The following is a 13,524-nucleotide window of genomic DNA, read 5'->3' on the forward strand; positions in this document are numbered from 1 at the left end:
CATCCACGGCCAGGAGGATGCGGGATGGAGCTTCGCGGACAGGGGATCTGGATCACGGGGGCGGCCAGCGGCATCGGCGCGGCCTGCGCCGAGACGCTGGCGGCCGCCGGCGCGCGCCTGGCGCTGAGCGACCGCGACGCCCCCGCGCTGGAGGCCCGCGTCGAGGCCCTGCGCGCGGCGGGCGCCGAGGCGCTGGCCCTGCCGCTCGACGTCACCGACCCCGCCGCCTGCGCCGCGGCGGTGGCGCAGGCCGAGGCCGAACTGGGCCCCGTCGCGTTCCTGGTGGCGGCCGCCGGCGTCAACATCCGCCGTCGGGCGCTGGCGCAGCTCGATCCGCTCGAGGCGGCGCGGGTGATGGACGTGAACGCCAACGGCGTGGTCAACGCCGCGCTGGCGGTCCTGCCGGGGATGCGGGCGCGGGGCGGGGGTGGGATGGCGCTGATCTGCTCCTGGGCCGGGCGGCATGTGCAGCCGTTCACGGGGGCGGCCTACAACGCCTCCAAGCAGGCGGTCTCGGCCTTCAGCCACACGCTCAACATGGAGGAGGGCGCCAACGGCATCCGCGCCTGCGCGATCATGCCGGGCGAGGTCTCGACGCCGCTGCTGGCGGCCAAGGACGACGCGCCGACGCCGGGGATGCGCGCGCGGATGCTCCAGCCCCGGGACGTCGCCCGCGCGGCGCGCTTCGCGCTCGAGAGCCCGCCCCATGTCTGCGTGAACGAGATCCTGATCTCGCCGTCCTGGAACCGCCTCTACGTGCCGGCCGAGCGGCAGGCCGCCCAGGCGGAGGCGGACCGGGCCGCGGGGTTGGGGTAGGGCGGGCGCAGGCGGTCGCGACCTCTCGCGCGGCGACCTTCGCGGCGCTAGGCTGCCGGGCGAACGACAATGAGACGGGAGGACGACATGGGCGCGCTGGATGGAAAGACGGCCTGGGTGACGGGCGCGGGCGGGGGAATCGGCGAGGCCTCGGCCAGGGCGCTGGCCGCCTCGGGCGCGCGGGTGGTCCTGACCGGGCGGCGGCAGGCCGAACTCGACCGGGTCGCCGCCGACATCGAGGCCGCCGGCGGGATCGCAGAGGTGGCGCCGCTCGACGTCTCGGACGCCGGCGCCTGCGCGGCCGCGGCCCGCTCGATCGAGGCGGAGTTCGGGCGCGTCGACATCCTGGTGGCCAACGCCGGGGTGAACGTGCCCAAGCGGCACTCGGGCGAGATCTCGGCCGAGGACTTCCGCATGGTGGTCGACGTCAACCTGACCGGGGTGATGAACTGCACCATCCCGGTGATGGCGCAGATGCGCGCGGCCGGCGGCGGGCTGATCATCATGGTCAGCTCCTGGGCGGGGCGGCACGCCTCGAAAATCACCGGACCGGCCTACAACGCCTCCAAGCACGGGGTGGTGGCGCTGAGCCACTCGATCAACATGGAGGAGGGGGCCAACGGCATCCGCTCCTGCGTGATCATGCCGGGCGAGGTGAACACCCCGATCATGGAGAAGCGCCCCGTGCCCCCCTCGGAGGCGGTGCGCGCGCGCATGCTCCAGTCCGAGGACCTGGGCCGGGCGGTGCAGTTCGTGGCCGAGGCGCCGCCGCATGTCTGCATCAACGAGATCCTGATCTCGCCGACCTGGAACCGCACCTTCCTGCCGCCGGAGCTGCTGAACGAAGCGCGCGGCTGACCTGCGGAGCGGCCGGGCCGTCGCGCGTCGCGCCAAACGGATCGGAGGGGCGGGATCGGGACGCGAGCCCCCTGCAGCCCCGCCCGTCCGCGCCATGCGCGCCACGCAGGACGAGCTTGCGCGGCGCGCTGCAGCGCAACGCTTGACGCCGACGGCGGGCTCGGATTGTAAGGAGAGCGTGTGGCCGGGCGAAGCGGCCGTTTCCGCGACCCTTCCTCATCGGACGACCCATGGTTCCCCAAAGCGCCCGCAAGGGTCTCGGCTTCGCATTGCTCGCGGTGACCATCTTCGCGGCGCAGGACGGCGTCTCGAAGCACCTGGCCGAGGCCTATCCGCCGGTCTTCATCGTGATGATCCGCTACTGGGCCTTCGCGGCCTTCGTGGTGGTGCGCGCGCTGAACGCGCCGGGGGGCATCCGGCGCTCCGCCGTCTCGGCGAACGTGTGGCTGCAGCTCGCCCGCGGCGGGTTGCTGGCCGCGCAGGTGGTGGTGGCGATCACCGCATTCGCCAAGGTGGGGCTGGCGGCGACCATGTCGCTGTTCGCGGCCAACCCGCTGATCCTCGCCGCCCTCTCGGTCCCGGTGCTGGGCGAGGCGGTGGGCTGGCGGCGCTGGACCGCCATCGGCGTGGGCTTCGTGGGCGTGCTGATCATCGTCCGCCCGGGGCCGGGGCTGTTCGACTCCGACATCTGGCTGGCGGTGGTGGCGAGCATCGGGATCGCGGTCTACGGCGTGATGACCCGGCTCGCGAGCCGCAAGGACTCGGCCATGGTCAGCTTCTTCTACACTGGCGTCGGCGGACTGATCGTGGCCACGGCGGCGGGCATCTGGCACTGGACCTGGCTCGAGCCCGCCGACTGGATCTGGATGGGGATCCTGTGCGTGACCGGGGCGGCCGGGCACTATTTCTTCATCAAGGCGCTCGAGGCCGCGGACGCGGTTGTCACCCAGCCGGTGCAATACGTGCAGATCGTGCTGTCGACCTCGGTCGGGATCCTGATCTTCGGCGAGAACCTGGACTGGCCGATGGCGCTGGGGGCGACGATCGTGATCGGCGCCGGCCTGTTCACCGCCTGGCGCGACTGGGTGCGTTCGCGCAGCGCTTGACGGCGCCCGGGGTGGGGGGCGTCGCGCCGCCGCCCCCGCCGACCCCGCAGCTGGCGCGGGGGGGCGTGGGGGCGGAAGGCTCGGCCTCCGGCGCGCCGCGCGTGCGGATGTTCCAGGCGACGAAGGGGGCGAGCGCGGCCATGGCGATGGCGGTGATCACCAGCGCGTGCTGCAGCCCCACGAGGTCGGCCAGCGTCCCGATCCCGATCGAGCCGATCGAGGCCCCGCCGATCCCCGAGATCAGCCACAGCGACATCACCCGTCCGCGCTTGCCCTCGGGCGTCGAGAGCTGGGCGATGGTCTGGTTGGCGACGCCGACCATGGTCCCGCAGGCGCCGATCAGGGCGACCGTGGCGATGGCCGCGGGCCAGCTGCCCACCAGCCCCAGCAGCGCGGTGCCCAGCAGGCCCAGCGCGGTGGCGAAACGGGCGCGATTGCGCAGCGACTCGGCGCTGCGCCCGCCGCGGGCCATGTAGACGGCCGTCAGCACCGCTCCCGCGCCGGCGGTGGCGGTCAGCACGCCGAACCCCCCCGCGCCCTGGCCGTAGAGCCCGTCGGCCGCCACCGGCAACAGCTCGAGGCTGCCGCGGGCGGCGACGGCGAACAGCGCGTTCATCAGCACCGCCTCGCGCACCATCGGCTGGGCCATGGCATAGCGGGCGCCCTCGGCCAGCTGGTCGAGCACGCCGCGCACGCCATGGCGGGCCTTGGGGTCGGGCTCGGTCTGGGCCGGGGGGTAGGCGCCCAGCGAGGCGATGGCGATCACCTGGGGCACGAACAGCAGGGTCGCGACCCCCACGGCGCCGGGCGCGCCGTATTCGTGGATCAGCCAGCCGCCGAGCGCGGGGCCCATCATCCGGGTGACGTTGAAGTTCAGCGCCCCGATCGCCAGCGCTTGGCCCAGCACGTCCTGGGGCACCAGCCGGGGCATCAGCGCCATGCGGAACGGGTGGTAGGCCGAGGCCGCGAGCCCCATCCCGAGCGCGGAGGCCATCAGCACCGGCGCCGAGAGCGCGTCGGCCAGCGCCAGCCCGAACAGGATCGCGCCGAACAGGCATTGGGTCGCCTGCGCCGCCACGATCCCGCGCTTGGGGTCGATGCGGTCGGCGAGCACGCCGAAGAAGGGCCCGGAGAAGACGATGGGCGCAAAGGTCAGGAACGAGACCACGCCCGTCACCGCCGCGGATCCGGTCAGTTCCCACGCCAGCCACGCGATGGCGATGCGCAGCATCCAGCTGCCGTTCATTCCGAAGAAGTTGGCGGCGATGTAGCGGCGATAGGCGGGGTGACGGAAAGGAGCAGGCAGCATGACGCTCTGACTTGGCGCCGCCTCGGCCGTTCGTCCAGAGATATTTTTGGAAACCTTAGTATGCTGCACTGCGGCATTGCCGCTGCGTTGCGGTATGTGCGTTGCACAAGGCGGCCTTGCCGAAACGTCCGTTGTCCTGACCTATCGGATCGATAAATTCCAATCTCGAAAGACGGCGGATCCGGCGCTTCAGGCTGGCCGCCATCGCCCGAGAAGGAATATCCAGATGGCTCTGACCGCAGACGCCCCGATCGCCGCCTCCCGCGCGGCCTCCGCTTCCACCCCGACGCTGGGCCAGACCCTGCGCGGCTTGACCTCGCTCAGCGTGGCCCGCCTTGCCCGCTGGCGCGAGTATCGCCGCACGCTGGCCGAACTGCAGGCGCTGGACGACCGCACGCTCAACGACATGGCGCTGAACCGCGCCGGTCTGCCCGGCGTGGCGCGCGAGGCTGCGGGCTACCGTTGAAGCCAGGCGACCTCCCGGCGCCGGGGGCGGCACATATCAAAAGGGGCGGCCGCGCGATGCGGCCGCCCCTTTTTCATCTGTCCCGGCCTTCTGGCAGGATCGTCTGTGCGGATCCGCAGGTCCGGACGAATCGCCCGAGGGCGAAGGGCGACTCAGCCCCCGGTGACGCTCATGTGCCGACCGACCTCGCCCTGGATCTCCCGGCGGGAGTAGTCGAAGTCGTGGCCCTTGGGCTTGCGGGTGATCGCCTCGCGGATCGCCTGGCGGACCGGGGCGTCGTCGTGGGGGCTGGCGCGCAGCGCCGCGCGAAGGTCCGCGTCGTCGTCCTGGCCGAGGCACATGTAGAGCTGGCCGGTGCAGGTCAGACGCACGCGGTTGCAGCTCTCGCAGAAGTTGTGGGTCAGGGGGGTGATGAAGCCGACGCGCCCGCCCGTCTCCTGCGCGCGGACGTAGCGGGCGGGGCCGCCCGTGGACAGGGGGATGTCCTCGAGCGTGAATTCCTTGGCCAGCTCCTCGCGCACGGCGGTCAGGGGCATGTACTGGTCGAGCCGCTCCTCGCCGCCGATGTCGCCCATCGGCATCACCTCGATGAAGGTGATGTCCATCCCGCGCTCGTGGCACCAGCGGGTCATCGAGCGGATCTCGTCGTCGTTCACGCCCTTCAGCGCCACGGCGTTGATCTTGACGTGCAGCCCCGCCTCCTGCGCCGCATCCAGCCCGTCGAGGACCTGGGCGAAGCGGCCCCAGCGGGTGATCTCGCGGAAGCGCCCTTCGTCGAGCGTGTCGAGCGAGACGTTCACCCGCCGCACGCCGCAGTCGTAAAGCGGTTTGGCGAAGCGGCGAAGCTGGGTGGCGTTGGTGGTCAGCGTCAGCTCGTCGAGCCCGCCGCCGGGGGTGTTCGATTCCAGGCGGCGGCCCATCGCCTCGAAGAACTTCATGATGTCGCGGCGGACCAGCGGCTCGCCCCCGGTGATGCGCAGCTTGCGCACGCCGAGGTCGACGAAGGCGCCGCACATGCGCTCGAGCTCCTCCAGGCTGAGAAGATCCTTCTTGGGCAGGAAGGTCATGTTCTCGGCCATGCAGTAGACGCAGCGGAGGTCGCAGCGGTCGGTCACCGAGACGCGCAGGTAGGTGATCGGCCGGGCGAACGGGTCGATCAGCGGAGCCGTCGTGGCGTCCGCCGCAGCGGGGCGCGCGTCGGTCATGTCGTCTGCCTCCGGATCGGGCGCGCCGGGCAGGCGCGGTCAGAGGGCAACGTAGGCCTCGCGACCCCGGCCTGCAATGCGCCGCGCGCCAGGATCTGCGCCGCGACGCGCGGGCCGCGACGCCGTCCGCCCGGTTCCGGCCTGGCAACCGCGCCCACCGGAACGGGCGAAGTCATGAGCGCAACGCAATCCCGGGTTGCGTTGCCATCTGGTCAAAAAACGCGCTTCAGCATTGCGGCTTACGCACACGTTAACTACGTCGGAAGTGTCGAGGCGACCTGCACGGGCCGCACGGCGCCGCTGGGCGCCGGGGGCGCGTGCCGGCAGCTTTCTGCCCACAGGGAGACGTTGCGCCAGGGGCGACCGGTCAGGTCGCCCCGCGTCGGCTCGGCCACCGTATGCGTTGCTTCATGCGGCGAGCCCCAGGGCGTCGCGTCATCGCTGCAGGCCGTCCGTCCTCCCCAGGCGGACGGCCACCCCCCCGGTCTCCCGGCCCCCGTGCGGCCCGGCGAACCCAGAGGACGACGAGTATGGTGAAGAACGCCAGCGAGGCCCGCTTCCGCCGGTTCCTCGTGCGCCTGGACGCGGCCGAGGCGTCGGACGACGTCTGGTCCGCGGCGATGGATCTGGCGCAGGCCGAGGGCTTCGCGCGGCTGAGCTATCTGCACCACGACCCCGCCGCGCCCGAGCTGTCGGGCCTGAGCTTCGCGCGCGGCTTCGATCCCGACTGGATCGCCGCCTACCGCGACGAGGACCTGGTCCAGGTCGACCCGGTGCCCTGGACCGCGATGGGCGAGAGCGATCCGTTCCGCTGGAGCAGGGCCGGCGCGCTTCGGCAGATGTCGCAGTCCGAGATCGCCTTCATGGATCGGTTCCGCGCCGCGGGCGGGGGCGAGGGCCTGGCGATCCAGGCCTTCGGGCCGCGCCGGCGGATGGGCTACATCGGTCTGGGCCATGACGGGGCGGATCCGTTCGGCGAGGCCGAGGGCCGTCACGCGCCCGAACGGCTGCGCCTGCTTCAGGCGGCCTGCCAGGTGGCGCACCTGCGCGTCTGCGGCCTGCTGGACGCCAGCGCCCGGCCTCTGCCCGCGCTGAGCGTGCGCGAACGCGAAGTGCTGACCTGGATGGCGCGGGGCAAATCCAACCCGGCGATCGCGGGAATTCTGGGCTGCTCGGCGCACACGGTCGACACTCATGTGCGACGGCTGTTCGCCAAGCTGGACGTCGGGGATCGAATCTCCTGCGTGGTGCGGGCGACGGCAGTGGGCCTCGTCAGCGCATGAAGTCCGGACATACGGGACGGCTGCGAATGCAAGATGCCGGCGCGTCGTGTCACGCGATCGCGTGACTGGCGCCGCTGCGGAATCGCAACCATAAGCTGTGCGTATGAAACAACCGGGTCGACGGGTTCGCCCGTCCCTTGCTCGGCTGCTTCGCAGCGTACGGCGTAAAGCGGTCAATTGTCTGGTCATTTGCGTACCGGCCGCACCGCGCAGTCGCCCGCCGCCCCGTGCCGGGAGCGGTCGTGGCAGCAGGGTTCGCGTCCTTTCCCCAGAAGGACGCGGGATCGGCATCCGTGGATCGGCGTCCCCGCGCCGGCTGCGGATGAAAGCGGCCGCCCCCTTCCCACACTCCGGGGGGGCCGCGTTTCATCAGGCGGACCTGTTCCTGGTCCGTCGGACATCGGAGGCTCCCTCGACCCCGGGAGGCTCCAACGTCCGCCCGCGCCTCCGGTCTTTCCGGAGGTCGGGCCAAAGGCCTGTATCAAGGCGCCCGCCGGCGTGCTCCCCACACGCCGGCGGGAGACCTCTCCCCGAGATCCCCTGGTCCCCTCCGCGCCCGGCGGTTCAGCCGCTGGCGCGATCCTCGTCGGCGGCCTTGCGCGCGGCGGCGGCGTCGGCGGCCCTGGCCTCGGCGTCGGCGACGGGACCTGACAGGGCCTCCCACGCCTCCTCGGCGGTTTCGACAAAGCGGAACAGCTCGAGGTCGGCGTCCGAGATCGTGCCCGAGGCCGCCAGCGCCTTGAAGTCGATGATCGAGCGCCAGAAGCTCTCGCCGAACAGCAGGATCGGGACCGGCGCCATGCGCTTGGTCTGGATCAGGGTCAGCGCCTCGAACAGCTCGTCGAGCGTGCCGAACCCGCCCGGAAACACCGCGATCGCCTCCGCCCGCATCAGGAAGTGCATCTTGCGGATGGCGAAGTAGTGGAAGTTGAAGCTCAGCTCCGGGGTCACGTATTCGTTGGGCGCGCTCTCATGGGGCAGCACGATGCCGAGCCCGATCGAGCGTCCGCCCGCCTCCTGCGCGCCGCGGTTGCCGGCCTCCATCACGCCCGGGCCGCCGCCGGTGACGATCACGTGCCGCCGGCCGCCAGTGGCCATCGAGGCCTCGGTGCAGCGGGCGGCGAAGCGGCGGGCCTCCTCGTAGTATTTCGACAGCTCGCCCAGCACGGGCGTGCGGGCGCTGCCGGCGGTCTCCGGGCTGGGGATGCGGGCGCCGCCGAAGAACACCACGGTGGAGTCGACGCCGGCCTCGGTCATCAGCAGCTCGGCCTTCAGCAGTTCGAGCTGCAGGCGCACCGGGCGCAGGTCCTCGCGCTTGAGGAAGTCGAGGTCGCGGAACGACAGGCTGTAGGCGGGCGAGGCCGACTGCGGGGTCAGCGGCTGCCGCTCGGCCGAGGCGATGTCCTCCTGCGCGGAGCGGAAGATCGAGTGGCGGTCGTCCCTGGTCTGGGGCGGGGTCATCGGGGGTGGGGTCATCGGGGGCGGAGATCTCCGGGCAGGCCGGCCCCCGCGGTCGGGCGGCCGGGATTGCAATGGGGCGCGGAGCGATTGCGCCCCGCCGTCGCCCCCTCTATAGCCTGCGGCCGGAAAAGACGCGACGCCCGGCAGGAGACATCCATGACCGCCCCCGATCTGGCCGCCCTCGAAAAATCCGTCGAAGCCGCCTGGGAGGCGCGCGACGGCATCTCCGCCGCAACCAGGGGCGAGACCCGCGACGCCATCGAGAGCGCGCTGAGCCTGCTCGACGGCGGGACCGCCCGCGTGGCGCAGAAGGGCGCGGACGGAAACTGGGTCGTGAACCAGTGGCTGAAGAAGGCGGTGCTGCTGTCGTTCCGGCTGACCGACATGGCCCCGATTTCCGGCGGGCCCGGCGGGTCTGGCTGGTGGGACAAGGTCCCCTCCAAGTTCGACGGCTGGAACGAGGCCGAGTGGAAGGCCGCGGGCTTCCGCGCGGTGCCCAACTGCGTGGTGCGCCGCTCGGCCTACATCGCGCCGGGCGTGGTGCTGATGCCCTCCTTCGTGAACCTCGGGGCCTATGTGGACGAGGGCACGATGGTCGACACCTGGGCGACCGTCGGCTCCTGCGCGCAGATCGGCAAGGGCGTGCACCTGTCGGGCGGCGTGGGCATCGGCGGCGTGCTGGAGCCGATGCAGGCCGCCCCCACGATCATCGAGGACGGCTGCTTCATCGGCGCCCGCTCCGAGGTGGTCGAGGGCGTGATCGTGCGCGAGGGCTCGGTGCTGGGCATGGGCGTGTTCCTGGGCCAGTCCACCAAGATCGTCGACCGCACCACCGGCCAGATCCACATCGGCGAGGTGCCGCCCTATTCGGTGGTGGTGGCGGGCTCGATGCCCGGCCGGCCGCTTGCCACCGGCGAGCCGGGGCCCAATCTCTACTGCGCGGTGATCGTCAAGCGCGTGGACGCGGGCACCCGCAAGAAGACCTCGATCAACGAGCTGCTGCGCGACTGATCCGCGGCGCGTCTCTGCGGATCGGGGGCCCTCGGGGCCCCCTTTCCCGTTTCAGGAACCTGACCCATGGCCGACGACCGCGACTCCGGGCCCGCCGAGAAACCCGCCCGCCCCCGCAAGGACGGCGCGCCGGCGAAGGCCCCCCGTCCCCAGCAGGTGTTCACCCTGCTGGTCGAGGTCGGCCGCGCCGCGGGCGACGGCCTGCCCGCGGACTCCACCGGCGCGGCGCTGATGTGCTATGCCTCGGGCGTGGACGAGCCCGAGGCCGTGCGCGAGACCGTCGCCGTGCTCAAGACCGCCGAGATGTCCCCGCTGGAGGTCACCGGCTGGGGCACGGTCGAGGAACGCGAGGAGCGCGGCGAGGAGATCGACGAGGCTGACCGCGCGCTGATGGCCCGGGCGCTGGCCGAGAACGCGGTGATCGTCGCCCAGGTCCAGCCCTTCTACGACTGAGCGGACGGCAGGGCCCTTCCGCCCCTTGCCTTCGCCCGCCCCGAGCGCCGAGGATGCCCCTCATGACCCAGCCTGCCTCTCTCGCCTCCCTCGCCTCCGCCGCGCGGGAGACCTACCTGTCGTTCTTCACCGGCATGGTCGAAAACACCGTCGAGCCGGGCGTCGAGGGCATGTCCGAGGTTGGCGTGGACCTGGACGACGCCGCGTTCATGGGCGGCCTCTACCGATTCGATCTGGTGCTGCGCCTGCCCGACGACCGGGCGGTGTCGCTGGATTTCGCCATGGAGGTGCCCCATGGCCAGGATCTGCCCTCGTTCGCCGAGCGTCTGGGCGGGCTGACCCTGCATGTCTTCCGCCTGCGCTGGGACGACGTGGTGGTGCACCATGATCTCGGGGAACTGCCCGAGACCGCGCTGGAAGCCTGGTTCGAGCGCTGGTTCGACGTCGAGAACGAACGGCGCGAGGATGACGAGACGTTCCCCGCCGACCAGCTGCACTCGGCCGCGATGAAGCCGGGCAGCGTGGCGGTCGACTTCGGCACCGCCCCCGCCGCGGCGCTGCTCGAGCTGGTCTCGCTGCTGGAGGCGCAGGGCGCCCGCTCGGTGCAGATTGACGCCTCGCGCGATGTCGAGCCCGACGAGGATGACGAGACGATCGAGGAAGTGGAGCTCGACGACGACGAGGGTCTGATGGCGCTTGTCCGCCGCCGCGGCCCCCTGCTGAACTGAGCGTTCCGCCGGCAGGAGGGGGCGGGGATGACCGCGCTTGACCATTTCGGCCGCCCGCCCCCGGGCGAGGCCCCGGCCCGCCCGCCGCCGCCGGGCGACTATCGTTTCGTGGCGCTGGACGTCGAGACGGCCTGCGGCCCGGTCTCGAGCATCTGCCAGGTCGGCCTCGCCTGCGTGCGCCATGACGGCGGCATCGAAAGCTGGTCGACCTTCGTGGACCCGGGCGCGGAGGTCGGATTCTCGAACACCTGGCTGCACGGCATCGGCCGGGCCCATGTCGAGGGCGCGCCGCTGTTTCCTCAGGCGCTGGACCTTCTGGCGCCGCTGCTGGGCCGGCAGCCGCTGATCCAGCACTCGGGCTTCGACCGGCGCGCGGTCGCCGCCGCCTGCGAGCTGGCCGGGCGCGAGCCTCCGGACTGGCGCTGGCATGACAGTGTCCGCATCGCGCGCGCCGCCTGGCCGGAGTTCAAGGGCAATGGCGGCCACGGGCTGGGCCACCTGAAGCGGGCGCTGGCGCTCGATTTCCACCACCATGACGCCGAGGAGGACGCCCGCGCCGCCGCGATGGTGGTGCTGAAGGCCGAGATGCGCCTCGGCCTCTCCTTCGCCGAGATCGCCCCGCCCCCGGCTTTGCGCCGACGGGTCGTTGCCCGGCCCCGCTGACCGTCCTTCGGGCAACGCCGCTGGAGCGGCGGTCCGCGTGAGGCCCCGGGTCGGGCCCGGGGCGCGCCGGCGGCGAGCGTCGGGAGGAGATCCCGAACGGAATCGCCGCGGACCGTGCGCCGTCAGCCCTTCCTTAACCTCTATAGGGTCGCATCGGCCCTCCCGCATCGGAGGGAGACGCGCATGGGCGCCCGGGAAGACATGCTCAAGACGCTGCTCGGCGCGCGATTGGCGGGCGCGCCGCCCCCCTTGCCCCGCCCGGCCGATTTCGTCCGCGCCGGCCTGGCCGATCAGGTGGCCGCGGTCTATCGTGCGCTGGGCGGGCTGCTGGACGAGCCGCCGGGCGAGCGGCTGGGCCCCTGGGACCTGGCGCTGGCCTCGACCGCGGTGGAACTGGACGAGGCGCTGCACTTCAACCGCTGGCGCGCCGTGACGCTCGAGGCGCCCATCTACGGCGCCCTCCCCCGCTTCCCGCGGCGCAAGTACCGCGACTTCTGCGAGAGCGGCGAGGCCGAGGCGCTGAAGGCTGGCAGCTCCGGCGGCCGCTGGACGACCCCGAGCGCCGAGCGGCAGTTCGGCCCCTCCGCCCCTCCGGGTCAGCTCGCGGGCCCGGGCGCCGCGCGCTGGCGGCAGCGGGCCTTCTACGACTTCCTCAAGGACCTCGCCCCGCTCGCCTGCGGGGTGGCGATGACGCGCATCGCCATCTGGGACCGGGTGGCCTTCGCCCATGTCTCGATGACGCTGGGATATGCGCTCGACACCGGGCAGGCGAGCGCCGCCTCGGCCATGGCCCGGCTGATCGAGTCCCGCCGCCCGCTGGAGATGTCGGGCTCGGTCTGACCGCTCCGCGCGAGGCCGTCGGGGCCGACCGGAACCCCGGCGCGACCCTTGCCAATCCCGCGGCGCTGCGCTCCCTTGGCCGGGATCTTCCGCAGGAGCCCTCGATGTCCGACCCCGCCGCCCCCGTCGATCCCGTCGCCCTGACCTCGGCGCTGGTCAAGTGCCCCTCGGTCACGCCCGAGGAGGGCGGCGCGCTGGCGTTGCTCGAGGTGCTGCTGTCCTCGGCCGGCTTCCGCTGCACCCGGATCGACCGCAACGGCACCCCCAACCTCTATGCCCGCTTTGGCGAGCAGGGGCCGTGCCTGGGCTTCAACGGCCACACCGACGTGGTGCCCACCGGCGATCCCGCCCGCTGGGCGCGGCCGCCGTTCTCGGGCGAGATCGCCGAGGGCATGGTCTGGGGCCGGGGCGCCTGCGACATGAAATCGGGCGTCGCGGCCTTCGCCGCGGCGGCGGTGGACGCCGCCCGCCAGGGGGTGCGCGGCTCGCTGGCACTGATGATCACCGGGGACGAGGAAGGCCCCTCGACCGACGGCACCGTGGCGATCCTGGAGTGGATGGAGCGCCAGGGCGAGAAGGTCGACCATTGCCTCGTCGGCGAGCCGACCAGCCGCGAGAGCTTCGGCGACATGGTCAAGATCGGCCGCCGCGGCGCGATCACCGCCACGATCACCGCCGCCGGCCGCCAGGGCCACAGCGCCTACCCCCACAAGGCGCTGAACCCGCTGCCCCCGCTCGCCTCGCTGGCCGCGAAGCTCGCCGCCCATGAGCTCGACCAGGGCTCCGAGCACTTTCAGCCCACCACGCTGGCGCTGGTGGCGATCGAGACCGGCAACCCCGCCGCCAACGTGATCCCCGGCGAGGCGCGCGCCGTGGTCAACATCCGCTTCAACGACCTGCACTCGGGCGCCTCGCTGACCCGCTGGCTGGAGCGCGAGGCCGCCGAGGCAGAGGCCGCCGCCGGGGGGGTGAAGATCTCGGTCGCCACCCGCCTGACGGGCGAAAGCTTCCTGACCCCTCCGGGCGAGCTCTCGGACCTGATCTCGGGCGCCATCCAGGCCGAGACCGGGAAGACGCCCGAGTTGTCGACCTCCGGCGGCACCTCGGACGCGCGCTTCGTGAAGGCGCATTGCCCGGTGGCCGAGTTCGGGCTGACCGGCCTGACCATGCACCAGACCGACGAATGCGCCCCCGTGGCCGAGATCGAGCGGCTGAAGGCCGTCTACGCCCGGATCATCCGCGACTACTTCGCCTGACGCGCCAGGCCCGCAAGCCGGCCCGCAACGCCGCCGGCAGGCGCGCGTTCCCGCGCTCCGCGCGCGCTG

The 13,524-nt window shown here is 72.4% G+C and carries 14 protein-coding genes; 11 read left to right on the forward strand and 3 right to left on the reverse strand.

The features are described from left to right. The first annotated feature begins 24 nt into the window (after positions 1–24). The 3 genes from AAC134_RS01865 to AAC134_RS01875 all read left to right on the forward strand — a co-directional run bounded on the left by AAC134_RS01865 (position 25) and on the right by AAC134_RS01875 (position 2,780). Positions 25–816, forward strand: a complete 792-nt coding sequence (locus tag AAC134_RS01865) for an SDR family NAD(P)-dependent oxidoreductase (protein ID WP_339947332.1) — start codon at positions 25–27, stop codon at positions 814–816. Positions 817–885: 69 nt separating this feature from the next. Then, positions 886–1,674: an SDR family oxidoreductase gene (locus tag AAC134_RS01870; protein ID WP_339947333.1), complete on the forward strand. Its 789-nt coding sequence runs from the start codon at positions 886–888 to the stop codon at positions 1,672–1,674. Positions 1,675–1,904: 230 nt separating this feature from the next. Then, a complete protein-coding gene (locus AAC134_RS01875) occupies positions 1,905–2,780 on the forward strand; it encodes a DMT family transporter (protein ID WP_339947334.1) in 876 nt (291 codons plus the stop codon). On the opposite strand, the gene AAC134_RS01880 is transcribed toward AAC134_RS01875, so the two are convergent. Then, a complete protein-coding gene (locus AAC134_RS01880) occupies positions 2,740–4,089 on the reverse strand; it encodes an MFS transporter (RefSeq protein WP_339947335.1) in 1,350 nt (449 codons plus the stop codon). The two genes, AAC134_RS01875 and AAC134_RS01880, sit on opposite strands and share 41 nt — an antisense overlap. Positions 4,090–4,315: 226 nt before the next feature. On the opposite strand from AAC134_RS01880, the gene AAC134_RS01885 reads away from it, so the two are divergent. Continuing rightward, a complete protein-coding gene (locus tag AAC134_RS01885; RefSeq protein WP_339947336.1) occupies positions 4,316–4,555 on the forward strand; it encodes a DUF1127 domain-containing protein in 240 nt (79 codons plus the stop codon). 152 nt (positions 4,556–4,707) lie between these two features. On the opposite strand, the gene moaA is transcribed toward AAC134_RS01885, so the two are convergent. Next, a complete protein-coding gene (gene moaA, locus AAC134_RS01890) occupies positions 4,708–5,760 on the reverse strand; it encodes a GTP 3',8-cyclase MoaA (RefSeq protein ID WP_339947337.1) in 1,053 nt (350 codons plus the stop codon). A gap of 530 nt (positions 5,761–6,290) precedes the next feature. Between moaA and AAC134_RS01895 the strand changes: the two genes are divergently transcribed. Next, positions 6,291–7,043: a LuxR family transcriptional regulator gene (locus AAC134_RS01895; protein ID WP_339947338.1), complete on the forward strand. Its 753-nt coding sequence runs from the start codon at positions 6,291–6,293 to the stop codon at positions 7,041–7,043. Positions 7,044–7,607: 564 nt separating this feature from the next. On the opposite strand, the gene AAC134_RS01900 is transcribed toward AAC134_RS01895, so the two are convergent. After that, on the reverse strand, positions 7,608–8,519 hold the full coding sequence (locus tag AAC134_RS01900) for an LOG family protein (RefSeq protein WP_339947339.1): 912 nt from the start codon (positions 8,517–8,519) through the stop codon (positions 7,608–7,610). Between the two features lie 141 nt (positions 8,520–8,660). On the opposite strand from AAC134_RS01900, the gene dapD reads away from it, so the two are divergent. From dapD to dapE, 6 genes are all read left to right on the forward strand, one after another. Next, entirely contained in the window at positions 8,661–9,515 is an 855-nt protein-coding gene (gene dapD / locus AAC134_RS01905) for a 2,3,4,5-tetrahydropyridine-2,6-dicarboxylate N-succinyltransferase (protein WP_339947340.1), read from the forward strand. Between the two features lie 66 nt (positions 9,516–9,581). After that, complete coding sequence (locus tag AAC134_RS01910) at positions 9,582–9,968, forward strand: hypothetical protein (protein WP_339947341.1); 387 nt, start codon at positions 9,582–9,584, stop codon at positions 9,966–9,968. 62 nt (positions 9,969–10,030) lie between these two features. After that, positions 10,031–10,696, forward strand: a complete 666-nt coding sequence (locus AAC134_RS01915) for a hypothetical protein (protein WP_339947342.1) — start codon at positions 10,031–10,033, stop codon at positions 10,694–10,696. A gap of 27 nt (positions 10,697–10,723) precedes the next feature. Beyond that, complete coding sequence (locus AAC134_RS01920; RefSeq protein WP_339947343.1) at positions 10,724–11,359, forward strand: exonuclease domain-containing protein; 636 nt, start codon at positions 10,724–10,726, stop codon at positions 11,357–11,359. Between the two features lie 183 nt (positions 11,360–11,542). Next, the gene (locus tag AAC134_RS01925) at positions 11,543–12,199 is read left to right on the forward strand and encodes a hypothetical protein (RefSeq protein ID WP_339947344.1); all 657 of its coding nucleotides are present in this window, start codon (positions 11,543–11,545) and stop codon (positions 12,197–12,199) included. 104 nt (positions 12,200–12,303) lie between these two features. Beyond that, the gene (dapE, locus tag AAC134_RS01930; protein ID WP_339947345.1) at positions 12,304–13,455 is read left to right on the forward strand and encodes a succinyl-diaminopimelate desuccinylase; all 1,152 of its coding nucleotides are present in this window, start codon (positions 12,304–12,306) and stop codon (positions 13,453–13,455) included. Positions 13,456–13,524 lie beyond the last annotated feature (69 nt).

Source organism: uncultured Albimonas sp., assembly GCF_963977235.1.
In the GTDB taxonomy this organism is placed as follows: Bacteria; Pseudomonadota; Alphaproteobacteria; order Rhodobacterales; family Rhodobacteraceae; genus Albimonas.

Excerpts from the sequence above, each read along its gene's own strand:
- AAC134_RS01925 (WP_339947344.1), top strand. The coding sequence starts at position 11,543 with ATGGGCGCCCGGGAAGACATGCTCAAGACGCTGCTCGGCGCGCGATTG.
- dapE (WP_339947345.1), top strand. The coding sequence starts at position 12,304 with ATGTCCGACCCCGCCGCCCCCGTCGATCCCGTCGCCCTGACCTCGGCG.
- AAC134_RS01875 (WP_339947334.1), top strand. The coding sequence starts at position 1,905 with ATGGTTCCCCAAAGCGCCCGCAAGGGTCTCGGCTTCGCATTGCTCGCG.
- moaA (WP_339947337.1), bottom strand. The coding sequence starts at position 5,760 with ATGACCGACGCGCGCCCCGCTGCGGCGGACGCCACGACGGCTCCGCTG.
- AAC134_RS01880 (WP_339947335.1), bottom strand. The coding sequence starts at position 4,089 with ATGCTGCCTGCTCCTTTCCGTCACCCCGCCTATCGCCGCTACATCGCC.
- AAC134_RS01865 (WP_339947332.1), top strand. The coding sequence starts at position 25 with ATGGAGCTTCGCGGACAGGGGATCTGGATCACGGGGGCGGCCAGCGGC.
- AAC134_RS01885 (WP_339947336.1), top strand. The coding sequence starts at position 4,316 with ATGGCTCTGACCGCAGACGCCCCGATCGCCGCCTCCCGCGCGGCCTCC.
- AAC134_RS01900 (WP_339947339.1), bottom strand. The coding sequence starts at position 8,519 with ATGACCCCACCCCCGATGACCCCGCCCCAGACCAGGGACGACCGCCAC.
- AAC134_RS01920 (WP_339947343.1), top strand. The coding sequence starts at position 10,724 with ATGACCGCGCTTGACCATTTCGGCCGCCCGCCCCCGGGCGAGGCCCCG.
- AAC134_RS01910 (WP_339947341.1), top strand. The coding sequence starts at position 9,582 with ATGGCCGACGACCGCGACTCCGGGCCCGCCGAGAAACCCGCCCGCCCC.
- AAC134_RS01895 (WP_339947338.1), top strand. The coding sequence starts at position 6,291 with ATGGTGAAGAACGCCAGCGAGGCCCGCTTCCGCCGGTTCCTCGTGCGC.
- AAC134_RS01915 (WP_339947342.1), top strand. The coding sequence starts at position 10,031 with ATGACCCAGCCTGCCTCTCTCGCCTCCCTCGCCTCCGCCGCGCGGGAG.
- dapD (WP_339947340.1), top strand. The coding sequence starts at position 8,661 with ATGACCGCCCCCGATCTGGCCGCCCTCGAAAAATCCGTCGAAGCCGCC.
- AAC134_RS01870 (WP_339947333.1), top strand. The coding sequence starts at position 886 with ATGAGACGGGAGGACGACATGGGCGCGCTGGATGGAAAGACGGCCTGG.